Source organism: Janthinobacterium sp. FW305-128 (assembly GCF_020858135.1).
GTDB lineage: Bacteria > Pseudomonadota > Gammaproteobacteria > Burkholderiales > Burkholderiaceae_D > Janthinobacterium.
Genome location: NZ_JACYMK010000004.1, coordinates 58,293 through 74,178 on the forward strand (window position 1 = coordinate 58,293; position 15,886 = coordinate 74,178).

Below are 15,886 nucleotides of genomic sequence, written 5' to 3' on the forward strand. Positions count from 1 at the left end.
ATCACTTCTGCGGCTGTTGCTGATACTGCTGCAGCAGCGGCTGCGGCGGCGTAGCGGCATTGGCCGGCGCGCCTGGCGGCGGCGTCGGTGCCGGCGGCACGGGGCGCGTCACCATGTTGCCGCCCACGGGCTGGCCATCCTGCAGGGCCGGCAGCACGGGCGTACCGAGGTCTTTCAGCATCAGGTTGCCCGTGGCCGGCACGGCGGCCGTCTCGGCCGAGCGCATGTAATCGTAGCGGTCGGCCGCCAGGCTGCCGCTCTGCTCCTTGTTGCGCACGATGACGGGGCGCAGGAAGATCATCAGATTGGTTTTCTTGCGCTCGCGCGTCTGGTACTTGAACAGGTTGCCCAGCACGGGAATGTCGCCCAGGCCGCGCACCTTCTCGGCATTGTCGCCCGTGCTGTCCTCGATCAGGCCGCCGAGCACGATGATCTGGCCATCGTCGGCCAGCACATTGTTTTCGATCACGCGGTTGTTGATGGTGATGCCGCTGACGGCCGACGCCGTGGATTTGTCCACGCTCGACGTCTCGTGATAGATGCCCAGCTTGATCGTGCCGCCTTCGGAAATCTGCGGACGCACCTTCAGGGTCAGGCCCACTTCCTTGCGGTCGATGGTCTGGAACGGATTCGTGTTGGTGCCGGCCGTGCTCGTGTACTGGCCCGTCAGGATAGGCACGTTCTGGCCCACCTTGATGGTCGCCAGCTCGTTGTCCAGGGTGATCAGGTTCGGCGTCGACAGGATATTGGCGTTGCCGTCCGATTCCAGCGCATGCGCCACGGCGCCCAGGCCCAGCGCGCCGTTGATCTGCTTGAAGATGCCCAGGGTCAGGCCGCCCGTCGGCAAGACCTTGCCGCCGCCCGTGGCGATGGCGCCGATGTTGTTGGTGGTGCCCGAAGCGAACGACTGCAGCGCGCCCACGCGGTAGTTGCTGGTGCTGTCGCCGGAAAGCCCCAGCCACTGCACGCCGAATTCGGACGCCTTGGCCGACGTCACTTCGACGATCAGCGCCTCGATGTAGACCTGGGCGCGACGCACGTCGAGCTGGTCGATCACGGCGCGCAGGTTGCGGTAGACGGCTTCGTTGCAGGTCAGGATCAGGGTGTTGGTGGAAGCATCGGCCTGGATGAAACCGGCCGCCCCGCCCGACGACAGCTGCTGCGGCCCGTTGCTCAGCGATGCGCCGCCCGTGGTGCCGCTTTGCGTATTGCCGCCCAGGCCAGTGCTGTTCATGCCGCTGTTGTTCTGGCTGATCTGGTTATTCGTATTCTGGTTGCCGACGCCCTGCTGCGCCGTGGCGGCCGTGCCGTCCGACGTCACCACCGAGCGCAGGGTCTGCGCCAGCTTGGTGGCGTCCGCATTTTTCAGGTACACCACGTGCACGTTGCCCAGCTGCGTGGTGGGCTGGTCCAGCTTCGAGATCAGCGACTTGGCCAGGTTGGCGCGCGCCGCCGACGGCGCGCGCAGCACCAGCGAATTGGTGCGCGGGTCGGCCAGCACGGAGACCTTGCCCGCGTCTGCTCCTGCGGCGGCGCCCGCATTCCCGCCTTCCATCAGTTTGTTCACCATCGAGGCCAGGTCGGATGCGATGGCATAGCGCACGGGGATCACGTCCAGGTCCGTCGAGGCGGGCACGTCGAGCGCGGCGATGATCTTCGCCAGGCGCTTGAGGTTATCGGCGTAATCGGTGATCACCAGCGAGTTGTTGCCCGGGTTGGCGTTGATCGTGTTGTTCGGCGAAATCAGGGGGCGCAGCACGGCCAGCAGGTTGGCCGACGATTCGTAGTTCAGGTAAAACACCTGGGTAGCGATCTGGTCGCCCTTCACCTGGCTGCTGCCGTTGCCCACCTGGGTCGGCACCGATTGCAGCTTGGCGTCCGCTTCGGGCACCACCTTCGCATAGCCGTCGCCGGAGACCACCGCGTAGCCCTGCAGGCGCAGCGCGGAAGCGAGCAGCCCGAAGGCCTGCGACTTGCTGATCGATTTTTCCGACACCAGGGTGATCGTGCCCTTGACGCGCGGGTCGATGACGAAATTGATGTTGGTGTAATGGCCCACCGCCTTGATCACCGATTCGATGTCGGCGCCGACGAAATTGAGCGCCGCCTCATCGCCGGGCGCGGCCCAGACGGGCGCCGGCATGCCGGCCACGGAACAGCACAGCAAGGCGGCGGCCGACAGGCGGCGCAGCGAGAAGGAGGAGGTAATTGGGCTCACGGATGGTTTTTTCATTGTCTGAACTCTAAGGCGATGATGTTTTTTTCGCTATTGCTACGGCGCTGTCCCAGCAAATTCAACAAACTCGCCAAGGTCTCTTCATATCCTGCTGCGGCCTGGGCCTGGCCGGAAAACTGCATGCGCCCCTGTTGCAGGCTGCCGCTGCCGTCAAGCAGCAGCGGTCCCTTGATGGAGCGCAAGGTCAACGTCGCCTGCTGCCCCTGCCAATCGAAATCGAGCTCGTAGCTGCCCAGCGGACGCAAGGACGACAGGCGCGACGCCATGTCCGTCATCTGCAGGGTGGTGCGGCCGACGGCGGAAAACTGCCGCTGCTCAAGGGCCAGCTGCAAGGTGCTCCACGACAGGCGCATGCTGCCCGTCGGCGCCACGGTATTTAACGGTGCTCCGAGACCGCCGAGGCCGTCGGCCGGCAGCAGCAGGGCCGCCGGGCTGACTTGCCAGTGCGACCACGAGCCGCGCAGGTTCACCGGCTGCGACAGCGCCTGCGGATTCTGCAGTTCCACGTCCGCCGATCCCCACAGCACCGAGGGAGAAATGCGCCAGCTGAAACGCCCCGGCAGCAGGGGCGTCACGGCGCCGTTCGCACTGGCCGCCCCGCCGATAAAGGCCGAGCCGCGCCACAGGGTACCTTGCGCGTCGCCCAAGGTCAAACGTCCGCCCGTCTGCTTTTCCACGATGCCAGCGACCCAGCTGGCCGGGAAAAACACCAGCAGGGTGACGCAGACGCTGACGATGATGGCCAGCAGCCAGCCAAGCAGGCGCATCATCGTGCCGCGCCCGGGCTCTGGTGCAGGGTCAGGCTGGCGTCGACCAGGCCCGCCACCGCCTTGTCCTGCACCGTCTGCGCCGTGATCTTCGCTTCCTGCACGGCGATGCGGCCTTCGCGGCGCAAGCCGTCCAGCCACAGCATGACGCTGGCGAACGGCACGCCGTTCAACTGCACGCGCGCATACTCTCCCGTCAGCGACAGCGATTGCGGCGCCAGACCGCGCGCCTTGAGCGAGGCGTCGAGGCTTTCGCGGCTCATGGGTGCCACCTGCACGGGCGCCTGGCGCGCCAGCTCGCCCGCTTCACGCGCCAGCGCCTGCAGCTGGGCCGCGTTCTGGCGCAGCTCGGGCAAGCTCTTTTGCAAGGCGATGCGGCCCGTCCAGGCCGGCTCGAAAAACACGGCATAGACGAGGGCCAGCCCCGCCACCACGCCGCCGATGCTCAAGAGCTTGCGCTCCTGCTGCGTGCGCTCGGCCCAGAAGGCCTGCACGGCCTGCTGCTTGACCATCCACGCGGCGCGCGCCTTGTTCACTGCTGCACTCATGCTTTTGCTCCCGTGGCCGGCGTGATTTTCCACACGCCAGGCGCCGTTTCATTCAAGGCCAGCTTGCGCGCGGCCAGGCCGTCGCGCACCTGCGCCTGGGCGCTGGCGTCGACCATGTCCGGCTTCAGCTTGACGATCAGGCTGCGCTCGCGGTATTCCAGCGAGGCCACCACGCCGCGCCCGGCCAAGCCGCCCAGCGCCTCGCCCAGGGCCGCGCTCATGCTGGTGAAGTCATCCATGCTTGCCTGCCCGCTTTGCAGGCGGGCGGCGGCGATATTGCGTCGCATCTGCTCCGCTTCCAGCCCATACACGGGCGCTTCGTTCGGATACGCAGCCTTGAAGGTTTGCTGCATCGAGGTGCGCACGGTGGCGGCCTCGCGCTTCAAACGCATCCATTCGATATTCATGCCGGCCAGGTTGACGACCACGGCCAGCAGCGCCAGACGGATGGGCCAGCGCCAGCGGCGCCACTCGGTGGCCGATCCCGTCGCCGTGCCCAGCGCAGGCGCCAGGTCCAGTCCCGCGCCCCTGGCGCCGGCGATCCAGTGCGCCCAGTGGTCGGATTCCACCGTCACGCCATCCATGCCGGCGGCCAGCTGTTGATACTGCGCCAACTCGGCCTGCGCCACATAGACCGTCAGGGGCACGTCGCCGGCAAACGCGCGCGTCGTCAGCAGCGCCTGCTGCGGCTGGGCCGACAAGACCAGGCCCAGGCCCTCTTGCGGCGCCTGGCGCAAGGCCAGTTCCAGGCCGTCGCCGGCCGCGTGCAAGGATGCCGTCACGCTGCCCGGCTGCAAGGGCAGGCACAGCTGCGAAGGCAGCAGCGCCACCTTGCGCGCGCCCTGCGCCAGCAAGGCTTTCACGAGTACCTCGGCCCAGGCGCGCTGCGCCACGGCCACCGTGCGCATGCCGGCAGCGTCGGGCGCGCCGGCGGCCAGCAGGCAATCCTGGGCGTCGCCGAGGATGTGTTCTTCCACCAGTCCCGGCAAGGCCGCGCGCAAACGGGCGCCGGCCAGCGGCGGGGCTTTCAGGCGCAGCAGGGTCACATCGGCCGCCGCCAGCAGCAGCACCACCTGCTTCGCGCCGGCGATCAGCTGGCCCAGGCTGCCCAGCGGCGCGCTGCCCTGCTGCAGCAAGGCGCCGCCGTCGCCGGCCAGCACGAAGGAGCAGGCGGGCGCGCTGTCGGTGGACGCCTTGGCCGGGTGACGGATATACAATATTGTCAAAGTGACTCGCTTTCAGCTGTTAATTTTCCCGCAGCCAGACCAGGCTGGTGGTGCGTTGCGGATCCGTTTTTCGATTGACGAGCGCCACGGCATCGAGGGCGGCACGGTCCAGCCGCACGCGGATGACGGTAAGGAAGTAGCGGCTCTTCACGTCAAGCTCGACGCCCTCAATCAGTGCAGCATTAATATTATTCTGGAAATTTAACTTATCGACAAACTTTTTACGCGGATTGCTCAAGGTCAGGGCACTGGCCTCGGACAAGGACATCATCGTCACGGCCGCCAGCACCTCGGCCGGCGCCGTATTCACGTTCACGGGCGTGAGCTCCGGCAGGACGATGACGAAGTCGCGCAGCTTCTCGATGGCCTGCGGCGTATAGCCGGGCACGGCCAGCAAATCCTCGACCTGCGTGAACGCCACCGGCTCGCTGCCGCCGCCCGTGGCCGGCTTGGCGGCGGGCGTCTTGCCGTCGGCGCCGCTGTCGGCGGTGCGTGGTTTCGGCCGCGCGCGCAGCACGGCATCTGCCGTCGCCTGCGCCAGGGAACTATCGAGCTGCAAGTTAGCCAGCAAGCGCTGGTACGCCTGCACGTTGGGCTGGCTGACGATGCCCGTCGCGGTGGCCAGGTTGGTGATATTGAAACGCGCCTGCGCATCGAGCGCGCGGCCCGAGACGGTGGCATCGAATTTTTCCGTGTCGACCTTTTCGCGGTCCACGTAATCGTCGAGCCGCGCTTCCTCGATGGGCGTGGCCCAGACGCCATCGAGCGCCGTCAGCATGGGATTGTCCTGGCGCAGCCAGAAGCGGGCGAAGTCGACCATGCCGCGCATGGCCCACTGCGTCTGCAGGCGCAGGCGCTGGTTTTCCATCGAGCGCACCTGCACCTGTTGCTGCCAGAACAGGCTGGCGACGACGGTGATGGCCAGCGCCGTCAGCAGCAAGGCCGTGATGACGGCCACGCCGCGCTGGCGCACCGGGAGAATGAACGGCGTCATCCCGGCCCCAATAAAAAGACTTTGGACAGGCCCGCGTCCTGGCCCGGCATCTGCAAGGTCACTTCCAGGCCCGGCACTTGCGTGGAGATGGTGGCGCCCGCCGTCAGCACGTTCCAGGCGCCATTGTTCCAGCCCCGCATGACCATGCTGTCGACGCCGCGCATCAGGGTCACGTCGGTGCTGGAGGTATCGGTATCGTCGCGCGCCGCCTGCCACAGGGTGTCGAGCACGGCCAGGTCGCGCGTGCCGTTCGACTCGCGCCGCGTCAGCACGCCGCCGCGCAGGCGGTAAGTGACCACTTGCAACTGCTGCGGCTCCTGTTCCGACGCGGCCAGGCGCACCAGGGTCAGGCGGTCGGTCTCGGCTGTCAGGTTGGTGCGGCCATTCAGCAGATTGTTGTTCTGGCCGGCGCCGGCCAGGTGGTCGCAATCGCTCTGCATCTGGGCAAACGCCAGCTGCATGCCGCGCGCCTGCTCAAGCTGGCTGGTCAGCACTTCGCGCGAGCGCATGATGCTGTCCAGGCCGCGCCAGCCCAGCACGGCGACCATGGCCAGGATGCCGATCGCCACGAGCAGCTCGATCAGCGTGAAACCGTCAGCAGGAACAGGGCGGCGCGCCATCAGTCGTTAAAGGAAAGCAAGACCAGGCGCACGATGCGCCGGGCCGGGTATTGCACGTCATATACGTTGACGCGCACCTGGCGGATGCGGGGATTCGGCGTGGCCACCACTTCTTCCTCGCAGATGAGTTTTAAGTCGCCCTGCGGGCAGTCGACCGTGCGCTTGCCCGTCTGCGGGAACGTCTTCGCCAGGCGCAAGCGCACCAGGTGGTTTTCCGCCGACCAGGTGGCCATCATGGCGCTGCGCAAGCCGTCGCTGTTCTGCGTCAGGCTGCCGACGGCGCGCAAGGAGGCGCCCAGGGCCGTGCCGACGATGACGAGGGCGACCAGTACTTCCAGCAAGGTGAAGCCGCGCTGGCGGCGAAACGCGCGCCGCATCATTGCTCGACCGTGAAGTGGCCGATACCATCGGCGCGGATGGCCACGCTGCGCTCGCCGCTGGCCAGGGTCAGCACGAAAGGCTTGTCGACCGGTTCGCGGCCGAAGATGATGCGCAGCGGCTGGGCCACGCTATTCGACGGCTGCACGCTGAGCAGCATGGGGGTATTCGCAAACGCGCGCTCGCGCAGCAAATCGTCCTGCGTCACGGGTTGCCACAGCTTTTCATTGAGGACCAGGAAACGGTATTGATTTTCGTCCGCCTCGAACGCCACTTGCCGGCTGCGCACGATGGCTTCATCGCGCGCCAGCTGCAGCAGCAGGGCGATGCGCTCGGCTTCCTTTTGCAGCGCCTGCTGGCCGTTCGGCATCGCATTCAGCGACACCAGGCCCAGGGTGACGCCGATGATGACCATCACCACCAGCAGCTCGATCAGCGTGAAGCCGCTGGCGCGTGGCCGGGGCAGTGCGCGACCGGTGGTCATGGCAGGCATGCAATGGAAAACTTACAGTTCCCAGGAACCGATATCGGCATCGTCCCCGCTACCGCCAGGCTGGCCGTCGGCGCCCAGCGAGATCAGGTCAACTTCGCCCTTCACGCCCGGCGACAGGTACTGGTAAGGATTGCCCCATGGATCTTTCGGCATCTTTTCCAGATAGCCGCCCGCTTTCCAGCCATTCGCGGCCGGTCCCGTGGTCGGTTTTTCGATCAGCGCCTGCAAGCCCTGCTCGGTGGTCGGGTAGCGCTGGTTATCCAGGCGATACAGTTTCAAGGCTTGCATCACGGTGGCGATGTCGACTTTCGCCGCCGCCACTTTCGACTCGCCCGTGCGGGCGATCAGCTTGGGCACCACCAGCGAGGCGAGGATGCCCATGATCACCACCACGACCATGATTTCGATCAAAGTGAAGCCGCGCGCGCGGCGCTGGCGTATCGGATGGTTTGCTGCGTTTTGCATATGAAAGAGAGAAGAAGGTGAGTAATGAGAGCAGAGTATAAAGCGGAAATATGACAAAGCCTGTCATATGGGGAAAAATTTGTGCGGCGGCCGTCAGGCGGGCAAGACCACTTCGCCGCAAACGGCGCAGCCGGGGTCGCGCGCGACGCGCATGCTGCTCCATTCCATGTGCAAGCCGTCGAGCAGCAGCAGGCGTCCGGCCAGCGATTCGCCCACGCCCATGATGAGTTTCAAGGCCTCGGCCGCCTGCATGGCGCCCACCACGCCCACCAGCGGCGCGAACACGCCCATGGTCGAGCACGCCTCGTCCGTGAACTGCTGCTCCTGCGGAAACAGGCAGGAATAACAGGGTTGCGTGCCCGTGCGCGGGTCGAACACGCTCACTTGCCCGTCGAAACGGATCACGGCGCCCGACACCAGCGGCACCTTGTGCGCCACGCAGGCGCGGTTGACGGCGTGGCGCGTGGCGAAGTTGTCGGTACAGTCGAGCACCACCGTGCTGGAGCAGACCAGTTCGGCCAGGCGTGCGCCGTCCAGACGCTCCTGCAAGGCGATGATGGCTATCTCGGGATTGATGCCGGTCAAGGTTTCGCGCGCCGACAGCACTTTCGGCTGGCCCACGCGGGCCGTCGTGTGGGCGATCTGGCGCTGCAGATTGGTCAGGTCGACCGTATCGTCATCGACCAGGGTCAGCTTGCCGACGCCGCTGGCGGCCAGGTACATGGCCGCCGGCGAGCCGAGCCCGCCCGCGCCGATCACCAGCACATGCGCGTCGAGCAAGGCTTGCTGGCCTTCGATGCCGATCTCGTCTAACAGGATGTGGCGCGAATAGCGCAGCAGTTGGGCGTCGTTCATGGCGGCGACTACGGTTTGCGCACGGGAATCTTCTTGTCGTCCGCCTTGATGTCGGAAGCGATTTCCGGCTTGGCGCCGATCTTCTCCACCTTCGGGTCCACCTTGGCCAGCTGCACCGGCAAGCCCTGGAAGTGGTTCAGGGCTTGTTGCAGCTGGAAATCATCCTTGGCGCCGTATTCGAGCGGCTTGCGCTTTTTCGCCGTGGCGATCAGGCGCTGCTCTTCTTCCAATTGATCCTGCATGCCTTCCATGGTCGGCTTGGCCGCTTCCGGCTTGCCATCGTCGCTGCTCAGGTGTTTTTCCAGGTCCGCCTCGCGCACGCGCAGGCTGTTCCAGCCGTCGCCTTCGGCCGTTTCATCGACCAGCAAGTCGGGCACGATGCCGCGCGCCTGGATGGCCCGGCCTTTCGGCGTGTAGTAGCGGGCCGTCGTCAGCTTGACGGCCGTGTCGGCCGTGATCTGACGCAAGGTTTGCACGGAACCCTTGCCGAACGTCTGCGTGCCGATGACGGTAGCGCGATGGTAATCCTGCAAGGCGCCGGCGACGATTTCCGAGGCGGACGCGGAACCGGCATTGACCAGCACCACCAGAGGCACGGTTTTCAGCGCGGCCGGCAGCTTGGCCAGCGGGTCGGCCTTGGCGCCCGGCGGCGCATAAAATTCGCGGCGACCATAAAACACCTGTTTCGATTCCGGCAACTGCCCCTTGGTCGAGACGATCACGGAATTCCCCGGAAGAAATGCCGTCGCCACGCCGATCGCACCCGGCACGACGCCGCCGGGATCGTTGCGCAAGTCCAGCACCAAGCCCTTGAGCTTGGGGTCTTGCGCATACAGCGCGTTGATCTTTTTGACCATGTCATCGACGGTCGGTTCCTGGAACTGGGCGATGCGCAGCCAGGCATAGCCGGGCGCGACCATCTTGGCCTTCACGCTCTGCACGCGGATTTCCTCGCGCACGATGGGGAAGACCAGCGGCTTGCTTTCGCCCTTGCGCGACATTGTCAGCACCAGCTTGCTGCCCGGCTGGCCGCGCATCTTCTTGATGACCTCTTCCAGCTGCATGCCCTTCAGCGGCAGATTGTCGAGGCGGGTGATGAAATCGCCCGCCAGGATGCCGGCCTTGGCGGCGGGGCTGTCTTCGATGGGCGAGACGACTTTCACATAGCCGTCTTCCATGCTCACTTCGATGCCGATGCCGACAAACTTGCCCTGCACGCTTTCGCGCATTTCCTTGAAGGCATTCTTATCGAGATAGACGGAATGCGGGTCCAGCGAGGACACCATACCGGAAATGGCTTCCGTCAAGAGTTTCTTGTCTTCCACCTTCTCGACGTAATCGGTCTTGATCAGGCCGAAGACGTCGGACAGCTGGCGCAGCTCGTCGAGCGGCAGCGGGGCATTCGTGATTTTCTGCGCCACGGCCGGGAACTGCAGCGACATGCCGATGCCGGCCAGTACGCCCAGACCGATCAGGCCGATACTTTTGACTTTGATACCCATGTATTCTTCGCAATCTACAATTTTGCTGCCGCAGCAATGGTGGGAACTTAAAACTTCACCCAGGTGGCGGGGTCGAAGGCGCGGCCCTGATGACGCAATTCAAAGTATAGCCCTGATTCCTCGTTGCCGCCGCTGTTGCCCGCGCTGGCAATGGCGTCGCCGCCTTTGACGGCATCGCCCACGCGTTTCAGCAAGGATTGGTTATTGCCATAAATACTCATGTACTGGCCGCCATGGTCGACGATGATCAAATTGCCGAAACCGCGCAGCCAGTCGGAAAACACGACGCGGCCCCCGGCGATGGCGTGGATTTCGCTGCCTTCGCCCGTGCGGATGAACACGCCCTTCCAGCTGGGGCCGTCACCGCGCTTGCTGCCGAAGCGGGCGGCGATCTTGCCCGCCACGGGCGCGCGCAGCTGCCCTTTCATGCTGGCAAAGGCACCGGCCGGCGCGGCCGGGCCCAGGCTTGGGCGTTCCGGCTCCGGTTCCGGCTTCGGCTCGGGTTTCGGCGCCACCTTGGCCACTTGCGGCGGCTCGTCGTCGTCGATCGGTTCGAGCTTCACGGGCGGCGGTGGCGGCGTCTGCGGCTTGATCTTGCCCGATTTGTTTTGTTGCTCTTTCGCAATGCGTTCGCGTTCAGCCTGCGCCTGGGCAGCCTTGGCGCGCGCGGCCAGCAGGCGTTCGCGTTTTTCCGCGGCAATCCTGGCATCAGCGGCGGCCTTGGCGGCGGCGCGCTGCTCGGCCAGCAATTGCTGGCGTTTCTTTTCGGCCGCGGCGGCTGCGGCCTGCTCTTCGATCAGTTTCGCCAGCTTGTCGACCAGGTTGCCCATGCGCTGTTCGTCGCGCTCGACATTACCCACTTCCTTGCGCTGCGCCACCAGGCGCTGCGACAGGCTCGTCAGCAAGGCGGCGCGGCGCGCCTTCTCCTGCACCAGCAAGGCCTTCTGGTCGCGCTCTTCCTGCGCGATTTCTTCCAGCTCATCCTTGGCGTTCTGCACGTCCGCCTGGTTTTTCTCCACGGCCAGCAAGTTGGCGCGCAAGGCTTCCAGCAGGCGCGCCTGCGCCTGCGACACATACGCCATCAGTTGCAGGTCGCGGTTGATGCGGTTCGGGTTATCGCCCGACAAGAGCAGCTTGATGCGGTCTTCGTTGCCGGCGACATATTGTTCACGCAGCAACTTTGACAGCTGCGTCTTTTGTTTCTCGACGGTGGCCGTCAGCTGCTGGTGCTCCTGCCCCAGCGCCGTCAGCTTCACGCCCGTCTCGCTTTGTTCCTGCGCCAGGTCGCGCAAGGCGCGGTTGGCGTTGGAAATGGCCTCTTCCGACTCGGCCAGGGTATCGGCCGCATCATCCTTGGCGCTTTCCGTGCGGCTGATGTCGCGCTTGAGCGCCGTCAGCTTTTGTTGCAATCCAGCACGTTGTGCTTCCGCGGCCGCTTTCTGCTTGCTGCGTTCGGTGGGCTTGGCACCCTGCGCGGCACCGCTCGACAAGAGCAGCGCTGCGCACAGCATGGCGCCGGCGCGCCACGCCGGCAGGGGTCGTTCAGCAGAGGGGGCGATCGCTGTGCCGCGGAAGAAAGACAACAAGTTACTTGGCCTTCCCTTGGTTCGCCACGGCAGCTTGCGCTGCCGCAATCGCTGCCGGGTCGCCCAGGTAGTAATGACGGATCGGTTTCAGGTCGGCATCCAGTTCATACACGAGCGGCTGGCCGTTCGGGATGTTCAGGCCGACGATGTCGCTGTCGCTGATGCCATCGAGCATCTTGATCAGGGCGCGCAGGCTGTTGCCGTGGGCCGAAATGATGATTTTCTTGCCGGCGCGGATGGCCGGGGCGATTTCCTCATCCCAGGCCGGCATCACGCGCGCCACGGTGTCTTTCAGGCATTCGGTCAGCGGAATCGACGCTTTCGGCAAGCCGGCATAGCGCGGATCGTTGTACGAGGCACGGTCGTCGTTCGCTTCCAGCGGCGGCGGCGGCGTGTCGTAGCTGCGGCGCCACACCAGTACTTGCTCGTCGCCATACTTGGCGGCTGTCTCGCCTTTGTCCAGGCCTTGCAGGGCGCCGTAGTGACGCTCGTTCAGGCGCCAGTCGTTCTTGATCGGCAAATACATCATGTCCATCTCGTCGAGCGCCAGCCACAGGGTGCGGATGGCGCGCTTCAGGACGGAAGTGTAGGCCACGTCGAACGTAAAACCTTCCTGCTTGAGGATCTGGCCGGCGGCCTTGGCTTCGTTGACGCCCTTTTCCGTCAGATCGACGTCGGTCCAGCCGGTGAAGCGGTTATCGAGGTTCCAGGTGGACTCGCCGTGACGCATGAAAACGATTTTGTACATAGTTCTATCTTCTCAAGGGGTTCAAATCAAAAAAGCAAAACGTAAAAAGACCTCGTCCAGCTTCTATTTTATAATGCGCGGATTGACTTAAACCATTGGACCCTACGTGAAATTCATTATCGACCACATTTTTCTGTTTGCCATCGTCATTATTTCCGGCGGCGCCCTCCTCTGGCCACTGCTGTCGATGCGCGGCAAGCGCGCGACCGTGCTGGAAGTCACGCAACTGATCAACCGTGGCAAGACCATCATCGTCGACGTGCGCAGCGCGGAAGAATTCGCCACAGGCCACTTGCCTGACGCAAAAAATATTCCGCTGCCGGAACTGGCAAAACGCATGGGCGAGCTGGAAAAATTCAAAACGCGCCCCATTGTAGTGGTTTGCCAGAAAGGTTCGCGTTCGGCAACCGCCGTCGGCCTGCTGGGCAAAGCCGGTTTCGCTGAGGCAACAAGCCTGGAAGGCGGCCTCGACGAATGGAAAAAGCAGGGTTTGCCATTGAAAACCCTGTCGCTGGCGAAGTAAGCCGGCATTTAACTAGAAGGAATCATCATGACCGTCCCCGTAATTGTGTATAGCACCGCCGTGTGCCCGTATTGCGTGCGCGCCGAGCGCCTGTTGGAAGCCAAGGGCGTCGCCGTGCAAAAGATCCGCGTCGACCTCGACCCGGAAGAACGCATCAAGATGATGGAACGCACGGGCCGCCGCACGGTGCCGCAAATCTATGTGGGCGACACCCACGTGGGCGGATTCGACGATTTGTATGCGCTCGATCAAGCTGGCAAGCTCGACCCCTTGTTAAATGGCACGGCAGCCTGATATAAAGCGGGTTCGAGAAATTGCTTGGTTTTTTGTCGTATTGTTTTGATACAATTGCCCTCGCACCTGATCTGGCCGCGCCTATCCGGCGCGGTTTGAATACTGCAAGCACCATATTTGAACGGTGTGCCGTTCTTGTCCTTTACAACGAAAGCGTTCCATGTCTGACGAAAACCTGCAACCAGTCTTCCAAATCCAACGCGTCTACCTGAAAGACATGTCGCTGGAACAACCAAATTCCCCAGCTATTTTCCTGGAACAAGAAGCGCCAGCGATCGAAGTAGCTCTGGACGTGGGCGCTGCACCTCTGGCCGACGGCATCTTCGAAGCCACCGTGACCATCACCGTCACCGCCAAAGTCGGCGATAAAGTCGCTTTCCTGGTCGAAGGCAAGCAAGCCGGTATCTTCGAAGCACGCAATATTCCTGCCGATCAACTCGATCCGCTGCTGGGAATCGGCTGCCCGAACATCATCTACCCTTACCTGCGCGCCAACATCGCCGACGTGATCACCCGTGCCGGCTTCCCGCCAGTGCACCTGGCCGAGATCAACTTCGAAGTGTTCTACCAACAACGTCTGCAAGCTATTGCTGACGCCGCTGCAGCAGCACCAGCAGCCAGCGAAACGCACTAAGCTCTTGCAAGACCCCGCCGGCCGTCAAGGCTGGCCTGACACGGCGGCCTGGCCGCCGTGTTTCGTTAAGGTTCAAAATATCATGTTGAAAAGTGCGCTCTTGAGCAAGTTCCGCTGGATGGCCGGCGCCGTACTGTTGCTGGCGACCGCCGCCAGCCACGCCGTCGATTTCAAGACGGTGGGAGCCAACCCCGTGATCCTGTATGACGCGCCGTCCTCAAAGGGCGGCAAGCTGTACGTGGCGCCGCGCGGCATGCCGCTGGAAGTCGTGCTCAGCTACGGCGACTGGGTCAAGGTGCGCGACGCCAGCGGCGAAATGGCCTGGACGGAAGCCAAGGGCTTGTCGGCCAAGCGCAACGTCGTGGCGCGCGCCGCGAACCTCAAGGTGCGCGCCAGCCCCGACGACACCGCCTCCGCCATCATCCTCGTCGACAAGGGCGTGCTGCTGGAAATGAGCGAGCAACCGAGCTCCGGCTGGGTCAAGGTGCGCCACAAGGATGGCCAGAGCGGCTACGTCAAGACCAGCGAGGTGTGGGGCCTGTAAGGCCCGCCCTGCGCACCGGGCGACCGGCCCGGGCGCCGCACCCGTTTCTTCCGCCCCACTGAGGTTGCATGCAAGTTTCTCCAGATACATCTCCCGCCGCCAAGGCCCTGCCCCGCAAGATCACCATCCTCGGCGCCGGCGCCTGGGGCACGGCCGTGGCCATGGCCCTGGCCGGCCGCCACGACGTGCTGCTGTGGGGCCGCAACGGCGAGGCCATGGCCGCCATGGCCGCCAGCGGCGAAAACAGTTATTTACCGGGCTTCCCTTTGCCGCCGCAGCTGCGCATCAGCGCCGATTTCGACGCTGCCGTCGCGCATGCCGGCGGCGAGCATGGCCTCCTGATCGCCGCCTGTCCCGTGGCGGGCTTGCGGCCCATGTTGCATCAGCTGAAAGACAAGGCCATCGGCAGCCTGGTGTGGCTATGCAAGGGGTTTGAAGGCGGTACGGGCTTGCTGCCGCACCAGATCGTGCAAGAAGTGCTGGGCGACAATATCCCCGGCGGCGCCCTGTCCGGTCCCTCGTTCGCGCAGGAAGTGGCGCGCGGCTTGCCATGCGCGCTGACCATCGCTTCGCACAGCGCGCCATTGCGCGGCGCCGTCGTCTCGGCCTTGCATGGCGGCACCATCCGCGTGTATGCGAGCGAAGACCTGGTGGGCGTGGAAGTGGGCGGCGCCGTCAAGAACGTGCTGGCCATTGCCACGGGCGTGGCCGACGGCCTGGGCCTGGGTTTGAATGCGCGCGCCGCGCTGATCACGCGTGGGCTGGCGGAAATCACGCGCCTGGGCACGGCCCTGGGTGGTCAGGCGGAAACGTTCATGGGCTTGACGGGCATGGGCGACTTGATTCTCACCTGCACGGGCGACCTGTCGCGCAACCGCCGGGTCGGCCTGGGCCTGGCGCAAGGCAAAGCCCTCGATACCATCGTGGCCGAACTCGGTCACGTGGCCGAAGGCGTGCCGTGCGCCAAGGCCGTACGCGAACTGGCGCGCCGCATGGGCGTCGACATGCCGATCACCAACGCGGTGGCCGGCGTGCTGTTCGATGGCGATTTGCCGCACGTGATGGTGCAGCAGTTGCTGTCGCGCGATCCGCGCGCCGAGGCGGCCTGAGCCACTAGGGGGAAGCTAGCGCCCCGCCTTGTGCATGAGTATGGTCAGCAATAATAGACTGTCTGCGCGCGCTTCCAGCGCGTGCGCCTGGCCGCCGAGCAGGTACAGCATCTGCCCCGGCCCCAGCAGGTGCTCGCCGCCATGCGCCGTCACCGCCACCTGCCCTTGCAGGCACAGCAAGGTGATTTCACCGAGCACATGATGCTCGGGCATGGTCTTGCCCTTGGGCATGCACATGCGGATCAATTCCAGTTCATCCGTCCTGGCCAGCGCGATGGCGGAAAACTGCGACAGGTCGTCGCCATCCCGGCGCAGCACCTCGATCACCTGTCCTGAACTTGCGTGCTCCAGTGCCATCATGTGC

19 protein-coding genes are annotated in these 15,886 nt (G+C 64.6%); 5 read left to right on the forward strand and 14 right to left on the reverse strand.

All coding sequences use genetic code 11. The features are described from left to right. Position 1: 1 nt before the first annotated feature. From gspD to gpmA, 13 genes are all read right to left on the reverse strand, one after another. Positions 2-2,233 carry a type II secretion system secretin GspD gene (gspD, locus tag IGS60_RS10095; RefSeq protein ID WP_070289483.1) on the reverse strand — a complete coding sequence of 744 codons (2,232 nt, stop codon included), beginning with the start codon at positions 2,231-2,233 and terminating at the stop codon, positions 2-4. Next, positions 2,230-3,006 (reverse strand): type II secretion system protein N, encoded by a 777-nt coding sequence (locus IGS60_RS10100; RefSeq protein WP_034753051.1) that lies wholly within the window; start codon positions 3,004-3,006, stop codon positions 2,230-2,232. The genes gspD and IGS60_RS10100 overlap by 4 nt, the downstream gene beginning before the upstream one ends. Further along, positions 3,003-3,551, reverse strand: coding sequence for a type II secretion system protein GspM (gene gspM, locus IGS60_RS10105; protein WP_230504131.1), 549 nt, complete (start codon positions 3,549-3,551; stop codon positions 3,003-3,005). Before gspM ends, IGS60_RS10100 begins: the two co-directional genes overlap by 4 nt. Next, positions 3,548-4,777: a type II secretion system protein GspL gene (gspL, locus tag IGS60_RS10110; RefSeq protein WP_230504132.1), complete on the reverse strand. Its 1,230-nt coding sequence runs from the start codon at positions 4,775-4,777 to the stop codon at positions 3,548-3,550. The genes gspM and gspL overlap by 4 nt, the downstream gene beginning before the upstream one ends. A gap of 19 nt (positions 4,778-4,796) precedes the next feature. Beyond that, positions 4,797-5,771: a type II secretion system minor pseudopilin GspK gene (gspK, locus tag IGS60_RS10115; protein WP_230504134.1), complete on the reverse strand. Its 975-nt coding sequence runs from the start codon at positions 5,769-5,771 to the stop codon at positions 4,797-4,799. Further along, entirely contained in the window at positions 5,768-6,391 is a 624-nt protein-coding gene (locus tag IGS60_RS10120) for a type II secretion system protein J (RefSeq protein ID WP_230504136.1), read from the reverse strand. The genes gspK and IGS60_RS10120 overlap by 4 nt, the downstream gene beginning before the upstream one ends. Next, positions 6,391-6,768, reverse strand: a complete 378-nt coding sequence (gene gspI / locus IGS60_RS10125) for a type II secretion system minor pseudopilin GspI (RefSeq protein WP_070220883.1) — start codon at positions 6,766-6,768, stop codon at positions 6,391-6,393. Before gspI ends, IGS60_RS10120 begins: the two co-directional genes overlap by 1 nt. Then, positions 6,768-7,262, reverse strand: a complete 495-nt coding sequence (locus IGS60_RS10130) for a GspH/FimT family pseudopilin (RefSeq protein ID WP_046681998.1) — start codon at positions 7,260-7,262, stop codon at positions 6,768-6,770. The genes gspI and IGS60_RS10130 overlap by 1 nt, the downstream gene beginning before the upstream one ends. 12 nt (positions 7,263-7,274) lie before the next feature. Then, positions 7,275-7,727, reverse strand: a complete 453-nt coding sequence (gspG, locus tag IGS60_RS10135; RefSeq protein WP_070220887.1) for a type II secretion system major pseudopilin GspG — start codon at positions 7,725-7,727, stop codon at positions 7,275-7,277. A 93-nt stretch (positions 7,728-7,820) separates the two neighbouring features. Next, a complete protein-coding gene (locus IGS60_RS10140; protein WP_070289477.1) occupies positions 7,821-8,582 on the reverse strand; it encodes a molybdopterin-synthase adenylyltransferase MoeB in 762 nt (253 codons plus the stop codon). An 8-nt stretch (positions 8,583-8,590) separates the two neighbouring features. Beyond that, positions 8,591-10,084, reverse strand: a complete 1,494-nt coding sequence (locus IGS60_RS10145; protein ID WP_230504138.1) for a S41 family peptidase — start codon at positions 10,082-10,084, stop codon at positions 8,591-8,593. Between the two features lie 47 nt (positions 10,085-10,131). Beyond that, on the reverse strand, positions 10,132-11,595 hold the full coding sequence (locus tag IGS60_RS10150) for a peptidoglycan DD-metalloendopeptidase family protein (RefSeq protein ID WP_230504499.1): 1,464 nt from the start codon (positions 11,593-11,595) through the stop codon (positions 10,132-10,134). A 76-nt stretch (positions 11,596-11,671) separates the two neighbouring features. After that, positions 11,672-12,418, reverse strand: a complete 747-nt coding sequence (gene gpmA, locus IGS60_RS10155) for a 2,3-diphosphoglycerate-dependent phosphoglycerate mutase (RefSeq protein ID WP_070220895.1) — start codon at positions 12,416-12,418, stop codon at positions 11,672-11,674. 106 nt (positions 12,419-12,524) lie between these two features. Between gpmA and IGS60_RS10160 the strand changes: the two genes are divergently transcribed. The 5 genes from IGS60_RS10160 (at position 12,525) to IGS60_RS10180 (ending at position 15,522) form a co-directional block, all read left to right on the forward strand. Next, the gene (locus tag IGS60_RS10160) at positions 12,525-12,941 is read left to right on the forward strand and encodes a rhodanese-like domain-containing protein (protein WP_070220898.1); all 417 of its coding nucleotides are present in this window, start codon (positions 12,525-12,527) and stop codon (positions 12,939-12,941) included. A gap of 27 nt (positions 12,942-12,968) precedes the next feature. Then, positions 12,969-13,235: a glutaredoxin 3 gene (gene grxC, locus IGS60_RS10165; RefSeq protein WP_070220900.1), complete on the forward strand. Its 267-nt coding sequence runs from the start codon at positions 12,969-12,971 to the stop codon at positions 13,233-13,235. 160 nt (positions 13,236-13,395) lie between these two features. Then, positions 13,396-13,869 (forward strand): protein-export chaperone SecB, encoded by a 474-nt coding sequence (secB, locus tag IGS60_RS10170; protein WP_010394167.1) that lies wholly within the window; start codon positions 13,396-13,398, stop codon positions 13,867-13,869. 82 nt (positions 13,870-13,951) lie between these two features. Continuing rightward, positions 13,952-14,413, forward strand: coding sequence for an SH3 domain-containing protein (locus tag IGS60_RS10175; protein ID WP_070289474.1), 462 nt, complete (start codon positions 13,952-13,954; stop codon positions 14,411-14,413). Between the two features lie 68 nt (positions 14,414-14,481). Next, complete coding sequence (locus IGS60_RS10180; RefSeq protein WP_230504140.1) at positions 14,482-15,522, forward strand: NAD(P)H-dependent glycerol-3-phosphate dehydrogenase; 1,041 nt, start codon at positions 14,482-14,484, stop codon at positions 15,520-15,522. 15 nt (positions 15,523-15,537) lie between these two features. Here the strand turns inward: IGS60_RS10180 and IGS60_RS10185 are convergent, their stop codons facing one another. Beyond that, a complete protein-coding gene (locus IGS60_RS10185) occupies positions 15,538-15,882 on the reverse strand; it encodes a cupin domain-containing protein (protein ID WP_230504142.1) in 345 nt (114 codons plus the stop codon). Between the last annotated feature and the right edge of the window lie 4 nt (positions 15,883-15,886).